At 49.0% G+C, this 9,419-nt stretch carries 3 protein-coding genes; all 3 read right to left on the minus strand.

Going from position 1 to position 9,419, the window contains the following annotated elements:
* Window positions 1–14: 14 nt before the first annotated feature.
* From PsAD37_RS13695 to PsAD37_RS13705, 3 genes are read right to left on the minus strand one after another with little or no spacing between them, the layout of a single operon-like run.
* The gene (locus PsAD37_RS13695) at window positions 15–3,161 is read right to left on the minus strand and encodes a hypothetical protein (RefSeq protein WP_063296621.1); all 3,147 of its coding nucleotides are present in this window, start codon (window positions 3,159–3,161) and stop codon (window positions 15–17) included.
* A gap of 30 nt (window positions 3,162–3,191) precedes the next feature.
* Window positions 3,192–6,473 (minus strand): hypothetical protein, encoded by a 3,282-nt coding sequence (locus tag PsAD37_RS13700; protein ID WP_063296614.1) that lies wholly within the window; start codon window positions 6,471–6,473, stop codon window positions 3,192–3,194.
* Window positions 6,474–6,518: 45 nt separating this feature from the next.
* Window positions 6,519–9,257 (minus strand): hypothetical protein, encoded by a 2,739-nt coding sequence (locus tag PsAD37_RS13705; RefSeq protein ID WP_063296615.1) that lies wholly within the window; start codon window positions 9,255–9,257, stop codon window positions 6,519–6,521.
* Between the last annotated feature and the right edge of the window lie 162 nt (window positions 9,258–9,419).

Below are 9,419 nucleotides of genomic sequence, written 5' to 3' on the forward strand. Positions count from 1 at the left end.
AGTTACGGGGTGGATCAGGTCTTATAGAGCTTCAGATCTGCCGTGATTTCACGGTGTACGAGCTCAATTTGCGATGACATCGCATCAACAACGGCTTCCATCTCTGAATGACGTTGCCCTGCAGACCACTTCTCGATCTTGGGGTTTTCCGGCTTGTCTGTCACCGGAGAGTAGGCATCCAAAGCCTTCTTCAGGTTATCCAGCTCTGTATCAACCTGTGTGGCATAATCAAACACCGCTTTCATACCATCCGGTTTGCTCAGTTGCTCATCCCGCACTTCTGGGTACTTGAATGGGTCGCCACTACAAAGGTTATGCAGCTCCTTGATGGAACGATCAATGTTTGGTGTCAGACAACTGTCTCTGGCCATTCGTGGATAGGCTCGCGTGGTAGCTGCCTTCTTGAACAAGAACCAGGACTTCAGGGTCAGATCAGGCGTACAAGGATGCCAGTTTTCCACCTTTGGCACTCGGCGCAGCACAACAGGATCATCGCTGTAAAGCGTCTCAAAGTACCGCACAACTGCAGAACATACATCTGTGCTGGAAACCAGCACCTCCGGCGTCAAACCACTGTTCCGGCCAACCTGGCGGGCAATGGGGTCTTTTCCCTCCACAATCCCGTAGGCAAGCACACACTTAGCAAGTGTGGAATTGCCTGCGATCGCAGCACGTGCCGCTTTACGGTTTGCAGGATCCATCCGTGCTTCCTGATACTTCTTCCAGCCATAAATAATCTTCGCACGGCCATAGGTTTTATAACCGAAATCAGATAGCGCACGGCCCATGTTCATACCTGCTGAGATGCCGGCAGAAGCCTGTGTTGCATCAGCCAAGCGCGCAATTTCAGCGGCAACACCAACAACGGAGAAGAAGGTGTTTAGCGTCTTCTGGCTCACCTGAATAGCGGCCTGTGTATGTCGCTCTTTGATGGCATGGTAATAGACAGAGTTACTTGCTTCAGCCATGTTGACGTTCTTGCGCCATTTCTCGACCTCAGCAGATTTCTTCGCCAATGCGATTGCATCCATGGTCAATTTTCTGATCGCTTCTGCAAGGCCTGTTGCTGGGAAGATCGTTGTGACAGCCTTCACACCACCACTTGCAATGGTCTCGATCATCTTGATCTTCATTTGAGAAGCTTTGATATCAGCAAGCAGAGTGTCAATGGCCTTCAAAGATTTCTCGACGGCCTTTTCATCATTCGGGTCATCAGGTGAGGAAGCTTCTGCAATAAGATCTTGCAGAGCCTTGTGCTCCTCATCTGCGCGCTTCTCGATTTCGTCCATGTAAGCTTTGCGCTCTTTCGGATCAGCAAGCTTTTCCTTCAGACTTGCAAGCGCATTACCTGTTTTTTCTTCTTCGATCTTTTTCAGCGCAGCTGCTGTATTCTTCTTGACGATCTCAGCGTCTTTTTCATCGCGGCCTGGCTTCTTGAACTTATCGAGACCACCGGTCAGCAAAGCGTTGACATTTGCCATGATGTCTTCGTCAGAAAGAAGCTCCATACTCTTCTCAACGCTCTGGACACCCGCACTTGGACCCGCAAGCTTCAGTTTTTTCTCAAGAATTTGCTGCGGCGTCAGACCTTCAGTCTCAGCTTCGCCTTCTTCAGTCAACTCACCTTGATCTGGCTGAATCTTGCCCGTGATGGCATCACCAATGGCATCAGAACCAGTAGCACTGGCGAGGTTTGCCAGGCCTCCTGTGAGGGCTTCTGCAAAGGCTTGATAGTCGCCATCAATCAACGCTTTTGTCGCTGTACCGGCATCAGTCGTTGCAATCATTGCAGCTTTAAGCGCTTCACCAACAATCTCGGGAGTGGTGGATTCCGTACCGCTCAACTGCGAACCTGACGAAATTGCCGTGGAGAGGGAATCTGCAAGAGTCCCGATGATGGACATCACCGCTTCTTGCTTGGCGTCTTTGTCAGGAGCTTGTGTAGCCTGCAAAATTTTCTCTGAAACGCGTCCACCAGCCATAGCAACATCAATCAGGCCAGAAACACCTTCAAAGATATTGCCGTGGTCATCCTCGCCTTTGCGGTCAGACGCGGATTTGTCAAAAGCAGCGCCAGCAGAGAGAACCTTTTTGATCTCTTCACCAATCATCTCGCCAGCTTCGTTCGCAAAGCTCAGCTTATCTGCGGCTGTTTTGCCTTTCTGCTCAGAAAAGACAATACCTTTTTCCGCAGCTGCAAGACCGGTGTCGAGCAATGTAGTGGTTGCCGTAAACAACGCACGCTGTTCAGCCACCCAATTGGCGTCCTTTGAGAGATTTTCTCCCAGCGAGTTCAAAGCTGAATCAATATTGGTTACCTTCTGAAGCTGATCTCCATACTTCCCGGCATCTTTTGCTGCTTTGATGACATCCTCTGAGCTTGCATTCGCATCCATGCCAAGAGACTTGCGCAAATCGCCTGTTACCTGGCCTTTCTGGTTGTTCAGGACATCCTGTTTGGCAGAAATCTGGTCTTTGTCAGGCGCATCACCCGCAACTGTATTCAGATTGGCCAGAGTGATTGCATTGGATCCGATAGATGAGGCAAGCGTCACGACATCACGCGCAAAACCAATGGCTTCTAACGTGTTTTCGTGTTTGGAAGCGGTTTCGCTATGTTCATCAAGCTTTTGCTCATAGATTTTTGCACCGCCCTGGAACATCTTCTCAAACTGGCTGTAACGGGAAGGGACCAGATTTGATGGAATGATCCCTTCACGAACCAGCGGAGTCCAGAGTTCACGTGTGATGTCCTCTTCAGAAAACATCTCGTTGCCATCTTTATCTTTGGCCGCAATCATCTCGGCTTGTCGTGCCAAAATACGTTCAAAGGAAGCATTGAGCTTCTTCAAGGTCTCAGCATTGATAGCCCCGCTATCAGCGCGAATGTCAGCACGCGTGTCTATCTCGGTCTGCATGTCCCCGGTCATCCAGGGCATCTTTGTGCCAGAGCCGGGGAGCTTGAACCATTTTTCATTCCGCGCCAGCGTTACTTCAAAGTTCTGTGCCTCGCGAATGGTTTCTTTGTCTCCATCCAGCTTGGCCATAATGTCGGTCAATCGTCCAGCTTTGGCTGCAACACGTTCGGCATTTTGTTCAAAATTGCCGGCGCCTTGTTGCGCTGTTTTGAGCCAATCGAGCTGTTTTCCGGTAAGGGGCATGACAAACTCCAACGTGTTCAGGAGAACGGGTTAAGAACTATAAGTCTTCACATCTGCTCTGGCATCGTGGAGGATCAACGTTGCTTGTGCTCGCAAAGAATCCGCGACTTCCATCATTTCGGTATGTAATCGGCCACCCGTCCAAGCCTGTGTCTTCTTGTCTTTTGGTTCAGCAGTGACAGGGCGATATCCCTTGAACTCCAGTTCAAGAGTCTCAAGATGCTTTTGAACATCCTGAGCGTAGGTCAGGATTTTTTCTTGCCAGTTATCTTCGGAAATCATGTCATCCCGTACAGAGGGGTAGTTGAACGGGTCTCCACCACACAAGGTGTGCAGTGCCTTCAAAGCTTGCTCGATAGCTGGCGTCTTACAGCTTTCCTTAGCCATCAAAGGATAGGCTTTCTTGGTCGCTGCACGTTTAAAGCTGAACCAACTCTTGAGCGTCAGATCCGGTGTTCCAGGGTGCCAGTTTGCAACCTTCGGAACACGCCGCAAGACGACGGGATCTTCACTGTAAAGCGTCTCAAAATATCGCACCACCGCAGCACAAACATCACTGTTTGACACCAGGACTTCGGGTGTCAAACCGCAGTTGCGGCCAACTTGCTGTGCGATAGGATCTCGTTCTTCAACAATGCCGTAGGCAAGCACACACTTGGCAAGTGTCGAGTTCCAAGCAATTGCCTCGCGGGCCTTCTTGCGGTTCTCTGGATTTTTGCGGGCATCAAGATATTTCCGCCATCCAAAAACGACCTTAGCGCGTCCGTAAGTTTTATAGCCAAAATCAGAGAGCGCCTGCCCCATGTTCTTTGCAAGAGAAAGTCCCGTAGAGGCTTGCGTTGAATCTGCCAGGCGCGTGGCCTCTGTAGCCACGCCAATGATAGACAGGAAGGTATTGATTGTCTTCTGACTGACTTGAACCGCTGCCTGTGTATGGCGCTCCTTACAAGCGTGGTAATAGGGCGAATTGGCGGTTTGAGCCATTTTCACGTTTCTGCGCCACTTTTCAACTTCAGCGGCTTTCTTACCAAGAGCAACTGCGTCAAAGGCAAGTTTTCTGCAAGCCTCAACCATGCCCGTTGCCGGAACAACACGCACCAGAACCTGAACACCACCCTTGGCAATCTTTTCAATCAGCTTGTACTTCATTTCAGAGGCTTTGATGTCAGCAATCAGCCTTTCGACCGCTTCCATTGATTTCTGAAGAGCCTTCGTGTCTTCAGGATCAGGAGGAGGGGAAGCCTCCTCGATCAGGTTTTTCAGCGCTTTTGTTTCTGCTTCCACATCCGCTTCGAGCTTTTCCATAAACTCTTCGCGTTCTTTCTTGTTGGATTGCTTCTTCTTAAAGTCGGCAAGCGCGTCCCAGGATTTCTTCGCTTCCATCTTCTGAATGGCAGCATTCGTTCGCTTTACCGTTTCAGCATCCATCTTCTTCTTGTCATTTGCCTCACGGAAGGCATCCTGCATTTCACGCATATTATTCGTGATTTTGTGCAAGTATTGTGGATCATGAAAACCATCAAGAAACGCCTCGCGCTCCGTTCGTTTAAACGTACAACCAGATCGTTCCAGCTTGCGATCCATAAGTTCACGGGCTGAGAGCTCACTAAGTTCTTCTTTTCCCTCATCAGTGTTGAGAGGAAGATCAGGCTTGGCCATTGCGGCGAGGGGGCCTGTGGTAGCAGAAGAAGCTAGCTGCATTAAACCTAGAACAAGGGATTCAGAAAAGGCTTTGTAATCCTTATCTTTGAGCGCTTTAACAGCAGTGCCGGTGTTGACACCTAAGACAAAAAAAGCCTTGATTGAAACACCAATCAGTTCGGTCTGGTCATTCTCATTTCCAGGACCAGGACCAGGACCAGGACCAGGACCAGGACCAGGCCCAGGATCACCGTAGGCATATGCTTTGCTTTCATCCTTAAGAGTCAGTGCAGAATCTTGTTTACCCGTATCGATATGGCCTTGAACGTCACCTGCTGCAAAAAAAGCCTCAGCAAGGGAGTCGGCGATAGAGCCGGCAATTTGCAAAACCGCATTCTCTCGCTCTTTGTTCGTTTTTGCTTGCGTTGCTAAGGCAATCTTCCGCGCAACTTGGTTGGCTTCAATAGCGACACTCACAGCGCCTGCAGCATAAGAAATATTCTGGAGCGTATCCTTATCTGCAGCGCCTTCAAATTCTATCTGGTCGGTGGTTTGGTGCTCTTCTTGCTCGTAGGTTTTGCCTGTTGCTTCCAATGCAAGCTTAAGTTGGCCTGCAACGATATCAGCAGCGTCTTGGGCAAAGGCGAGTGTGTTTCTTGCGTTCTTTTGTCTCTCCGAAAACTGGATACCTTTTTCTGCCATGGCTAGACCGCCATCCAGCAACGATGTGGACATCGTCAGTAAAGCTTTTTCCTCTTCGAAAAGCTTGTTTTGCCCCATTAGCTGCTCAACGAGCTGTGATTGGGCTGCTTCTACATTCTGGTAGCTTTTGATCTCGCAACTATATTCGCCACGTCGGGCAGCCTCTTCCAGCATCTCTGCATCCGAAGTGTTTGCACCCATTTTGAACTCAGTCCGAAGGTCTCCGGCAATCTGATCCTGCTTCCCTTTCAGAACCTGACGTTTGGCTGCAATTTCGCGTTTTTCTGCCAGTGAGCGAGATTGGTCTTCAAAGTTGGCAATGGTCAGCGCGCTACTACCAAGACTTCCGGCCAGTGAGACGACATCACGCGCAAACCCAATGGCTTCAAGCGTGTTCTCATACTTTGAAGCTGTTTCACTATGTTGCTCCAGCTTCCCCTCATAGATCTCAGAGGCACCCTGGAACATCTGCACAAATTGACTGTATTTATCCGGCACAATGTTGGAGGGAATGATCCCTTCGCGAACCAGAGGTGTCCAAAGTTCTCGTGTGATATCTGCATCACTGAAAAGCCGTGTCTTCCCATCCTTCTTCTTCGCCGCAATCATCTCGGCCTGCCGCTCTAGGATTTTGCCGAAAGCAGCATTGAGCGCATCAACATTTTCAGATTGAATGAGAGGCGTTTCAGAAGTCACGTCCGCATAGGAATCTACCTCGGTTTTCATATCACCGGTCATAAAGTCCATTTTGCTTTTTTGCAGCTTGCGCTTAAAAACATTTGGACTTCGGGCGAGCTCAATTTGAAAATCCTGAGCTTGGTGAATAACCGACTTATCTGCATCCAATTTAGCTAAAATATTGGTCAGTTCTGCAGATTTCTTCTCTTCGTTTTCACTATCAGATTCGAAGTTCTCCACGCCGCCTTGGGCCTGTGAGAGCCAGTCAATTTGAGACGGAGTTAACGTCATGACAAACTCCAGTGTGGGATCGTTTTCGATCCTTCTTGTTTTATCTTAGCCACCAAGAGAGAGCAGCTTCACTTCCAGCTGAATCAGCTCAGGACGCAGTATGTTCAGATCATTCGGCAGATCGCTGAAGGGGTGTCGCATATAGAGCTGAATAGCCTGACTGTTGTCCAGTTGCGCAATCAGTGGCCGCACTTGCCTTAGGGCATTTTCGCGGGCTTTCTTGCGCTCCTTCAGGTCTTTTGATTTGTCAGCAATAGCCGCAACTTGCTTTGGCAACTCTGCAAGGGCCAACGGTTGAGAAATGCACGATGAGAACTTTCGCAAAGCAGCGACATCCACCGCTTCTTCACCGGCATCCTGCTTGTCTTTCACAGCATTGACAAAAGAGCTGTCGATATACTGCTTGGCTTTGATCAGGCGTGCGATGCATTTATCAGAAAATGTCGAGATGTCTCTCGCAATGTCCTCTCTGAAGCCCGTAATTTCACCACGCATTGCATCCAGAGCTCCTTCCAGCTCTTTCAGTTTAGCAAGGTTTTCTTTGTGCGTATGAGAAGCGTCGGACTGATCTTCCAGCTCCGCGATTTCCATGCGAAGTTCTTTCAAACGAGATGTATCAAACTTGCTGGGGTCAACGCGATCAACACCCTTGTAGTAAGCAAGAATACGCTTGATGGAGATATCTTTTGACGTCATCATATCCAGCTCATCCTTAAGCGGGCCGGATTTGGTGAGGAAGGCGTTCTTAGCTTCCTTCTGATCTTTCTGTCGGGCAACACCCTTCTTGTAATCGACTTCCAGTTTTTTGAAGTACTTCAGCTCTGCCTTACTGAAGCGATCTGCATCTGTGATTTTCTCGCCTCTCTTCTCCATCTCAGCAAGCTTGTGAAGATGGCTCAACTGGCCTTCCAGTTCGTGGACAAAACGGTCGACGCGAAAGATCAGGCGGTTCGCCAGATCAAGTGAATGGGCCAGTTCGTCGTTTGTGGTTGCGTTGTAGGCAAGGTCTTTCGCTTGATCGAAAAAGACATCCAGATCACCATGATATTGTTTGATCTCATCTGGCGCGAATAGAGAGCCAACCATCTTGGCAAGGCTGGGATCTGCTTTCCCCATTTGTGCAAGTAGTTTTGGGATCTCTGTAAACTGGTTCTCGATGATCTTAACTTTGGTGTCGAACAACTCTCGGTTTTTGACGGCCTTACGAACACCTTCTTCGAGTGGGTGTAATTGCTTGGCCTCCATTTCAGTGCATGAAGCCAGCGCTTTTTCGATGTTCATGGAGAGGGCTTCTTCTTCCAGTTCATCGATGTCATCCGTGAGGCGCAACCGTTCTTCGATGTAATAAGCACCTTCCTTGCCTTTCGAGATCTTGTCGATTTTCTCGCGTAGCTTATCAAGGTTTTTAGTCAGCTTTTTATAGGCACCGGGATCCTTCTGAATACCGGAAAGGATTGCTTCAGCTTTCAGGAACTCCTCAACAGCAATATCTTCCACACCCGTCACACCGGATGCTTTCAACTCATCTAGAAAGTCAAAGGTTTGAAGAAGACTGTCGATGGTTTTGCGCGGAATTTCCTTCGCATCTTTGGGGCGACGTGGAATTTGGATCATCACGTCCTGATTTAAGCCTGGGACATCACCTGCGCGTTTGATCGCACGACGTTCATCGGGTTTGGTGACCAGATTTCCCTGCTTGTCGTAAAGGACTAGTTTCTTCAAATCATCGCGGAAGCGCTCTGTACGCTCACCAAGCTGCGCCGCATCCCACCGCGCTTTTTTTCTCATGCTGTTCTTGTGTGCTGCTGAGGCTTTGAGTGAACTAAGCAAACTGCGAATGGTCGGGACCGTTCTGGAGGCGTCCGACATGTAATTATCAAGTGTGGTTTCAATGTCGCCAGCAGCGTCCGCAACACCGGAGTTGCGCAAACTTGTAGCTAGCTTTTGAATGTGGGTCTTGAGCTGACCAAACTCTCCAACCGCAGCCATGGCCATTTCATTATCATAAAGCAGAATTTCCCAAGCTGGATCATCTTTAGGCAACTTTGCTGCTCTGACATCCTTCAGTGTCTTCCCAAGGCGTGTTGCAGGTCCGGAGAAACCAATGCCTGTCATTGATTTGATACCCTGACCAACTTCCATGACATATGGCTTCAACTCTGCCGGAACAGGAAGTTCTACAGGTTTGCTCTTGGCCGCAGCGACAACGCCTTGCCAAAGCGTTTGCATGTCATCAATGGTGGATTCTGCTTCCAGAAGGCTGTTATGCGCACCGTCAGTGTCTTTGGTTTTAATCTCCAAAGCAGCGGTTTGAATGAGCGCTTTCGCGTTTTCATAGCTTTTGTCAAAAGCAATTGCTTCGCTTGGATAATTCTCAAAATCTTTCTTATGCCCATAAATAGAATTGAGACGTTCCAGAAGCTGCTTACTCTGGCTTGCAAGCGCTGCCAGAGCATCTGAATCGGTGTCTTCATTCTCATGAACAAAATGATCTTTGACGTCGGCTTTCAACTCAGAGAGTTGCGCGGTGACATCTTTGAGTTTTTCATCACTCTCTGCTTTTATGCGCTCAGCAGTTGCTTCCGTAACAGCCGCTCCGACTTTCTTGTCGTCTTCAGCTTTTGTCTTAGCTGTTGCCTGTGCAATCTCTTTCTCTTCTTTTTCTTTGATTGCAGCGGCTGTCTCACGCTCAGCCTCATGCTGTTCCTTAAAGGTCCAGCCGAGTGTTCTATAAACTGATTTCACCCACTCAAGTTGTTGGGGTGTTAGTTGATCGTCAGACATTCGAGGCTCCAATTGGTTCTATTATTATCGAGAACTGTCAATGAGCGTTCAAAATTGATCCGGCATCATCATTTAAAATTGACCCACCTTGGTTGGCACAAATCCAGCAGGCGAACAGCTCTCATCTAGCAGGTTCGTCTGCTGGCTTTGTGCCGAGCGCTC

Source organism: Pseudovibrio sp. Ad37 (assembly GCF_001623075.1).
GTDB lineage: Bacteria > Pseudomonadota > Alphaproteobacteria > Rhizobiales > Stappiaceae > Pseudovibrio.

What these genes read in the sequence shown, in the direction of transcription:
- PsAD37_RS13705 (WP_063296615.1), bottom strand. Translation starts at nt 9,257, where the DNA reads ATGTCTGACGATCAACTAACACCCCAACAACTTGAGTGGGTGAAATCA.
- PsAD37_RS13695 (WP_063296621.1), bottom strand. Translation starts at nt 3,161, where the DNA reads ATGCCCCTTACCGGAAAACAGCTCGATTGGCTCAAAACAGCGCAACAA.
- PsAD37_RS13700 (WP_063296614.1), bottom strand. Translation starts at nt 6,473, where the DNA reads ATGACGTTAACTCCGTCTCAAATTGACTGGCTCTCACAGGCCCAAGGC.